Below are 1526 nucleotides of genomic sequence, written 5' to 3' on the forward strand. Positions count from 1 at the left end.
TATTTTTATTAAGCTCTCTCACTCTTCTTATGGTATAGGGATCAAAGGATATAATGCACACACGTTCTTCCATTTTCATGGATTCTATAATTCTTACTGTGTGTTTTGTTAGTTCATTTTTTATCATAAAGCCATCGTCGTGTATGGTTTTTAGCTCTACTAGGAAATATTTATCCCTATGTAGACCCAGTAAATCTTTCAGTTTAGGAATCTTCTGCCTGCTTACCCTAAGATGATCTATACTATCCGAATTCAAATTTTCTATATCTTCGTTAAGGGATGCAAGCCTTTCGAGATTGAAATCATGGATAATATATACTTCTCCATCAGCACTAAGATGTACATCCAGTTCCACAATATCGGTATACTTAAATGCATTTTCAAAAGATTCAATAGTATTCTCAACGTATCTGGATGGCAAACCTCTATGCCCTACCACAATAAAATTTGATTGAATGTATTTTTTTATATTCATTAGCTATGATTTAATTTCACTTTATAACAATTTCTAAAATACAATAATGAAAAATGGAGATTAAAATTCCTTAAAAATCGAATTTTTTTATTATTTTTTCATTATAATAACTGGGATATGTATATTTCCTTAGAAGTGGATAATAGGTTAAATTGAATTTCCTGAGAATTTCCCTTACTTCCTTCGATGAATATGTTACATTGAATTCTTCTCGAATATACTCCTGAATTTCATGCACTGTGCAGACCTTTTTATTTTCTATGGAGATCCTCAAGGCACTCATCTGGTTTTCGTGTAATTTAGAAGGCCTACCCATGTATGTCCTGACTATAATCTTTTTTTCCTCCTCATTTTGAACTGAACTAACAGTTTCTAATTGATTTTGTCCCATACTTTCACCTGCAATCAGATTATACGTATAACGTATAAATACGTTATTATTCTTGTGAAATAATACAAAAAAAGACGAAAAAATATAAATTTTGTTAGATTTCATTATTTTAACATAGATTTTCAAAATTCTACTAGTAAGTTGCCTGTCGCTGTATCTGGAAATCGAAAAACGACATTATATATTTGAAAGATGAATTTAAAATCATTAGTTCGATTTATACAGGTATTTGAAAATAAATATATATACATCACCTCAATAGAATATAATGGAAGAGCCACATGAAACAAGAACAAAATCTGGAAAAGTAGAGGAGAGGATTTTAAAAGATAAAGGTAAATTTGTAAGGTATACATATATAGACAAGGCTACAGGTAAGGTCACAAAGGATAAACTGATACTCATAGGAAAAGACCAGAAGGCATATTTTATGATACCTACAGGTGAACGGGAACTAGCAATTCCGGCACATTTTGACCTTGATACCTCAGTAAAAGATGGAGAAATGTCGAAAAACATCAAAAATGTTCTAGATGAAATAAAATAATTTTCAATCACCTCGACTATTTCATGCTTCACATGGCTGATCTGTGTCCCTTAATGCCGGATAGATTTCAATGATCTTGTAACAGTGGAATACAGGAAGCTCATCGGCGATAC

General features: G+C 31.4%; 3 protein-coding genes. 1 reads left to right on the forward strand and 2 read right to left on the reverse strand.

What is annotated here, in order from left to right; translation table 11 throughout:
* Together AMDU4_RS00015 and AMDU4_RS00020 are read right to left on the reverse strand one after the other, a co-directional pair.
* Positions 1-475: glycerophosphodiester phosphodiesterase family protein (locus AMDU4_RS00015; RefSeq protein ID WP_290703725.1), on the reverse strand; the 475-nt coding region annotated here is incomplete at its 3' end.
* A gap of 70 nt (positions 476-545) precedes the next feature.
* Positions 546-866 carry a winged helix-turn-helix domain-containing protein gene (locus AMDU4_RS00020; RefSeq protein WP_021785947.1) on the reverse strand — a complete coding sequence of 107 codons (321 nt, stop codon included), beginning with the start codon at positions 864-866 and terminating at the stop codon, positions 546-548.
* Positions 867-1134: 268 nt separating this feature from the next.
* Between AMDU4_RS00020 and AMDU4_RS00025 the strand changes: the two genes are divergently transcribed.
* The gene (locus AMDU4_RS00025) at positions 1135-1413 is read left to right on the forward strand and encodes a hypothetical protein (RefSeq protein WP_021785948.1); all 279 of its coding nucleotides are present in this window, start codon (positions 1135-1137) and stop codon (positions 1411-1413) included.
* The last annotated feature ends 113 nt before the right edge of the window (positions 1414-1526 follow it).

This window comes from Ferroplasma sp. Type II, from assembly GCF_000496155.1.

Bases quoted from the DNA above. Each gene is read 5' to 3' on its own strand.
- AMDU4_RS00025 (WP_021785948.1), top strand. From the start codon at position 1,135: ATGGAAGAGCCACATGAAACAAGAACAAAATCTGGAAAAGTAGAGGAG.
- AMDU4_RS00020 (WP_021785947.1), bottom strand. From the start codon at position 866: ATGGGACAAAATCAATTAGAAACTGTTAGTTCAGTTCAAAATGAGGAG.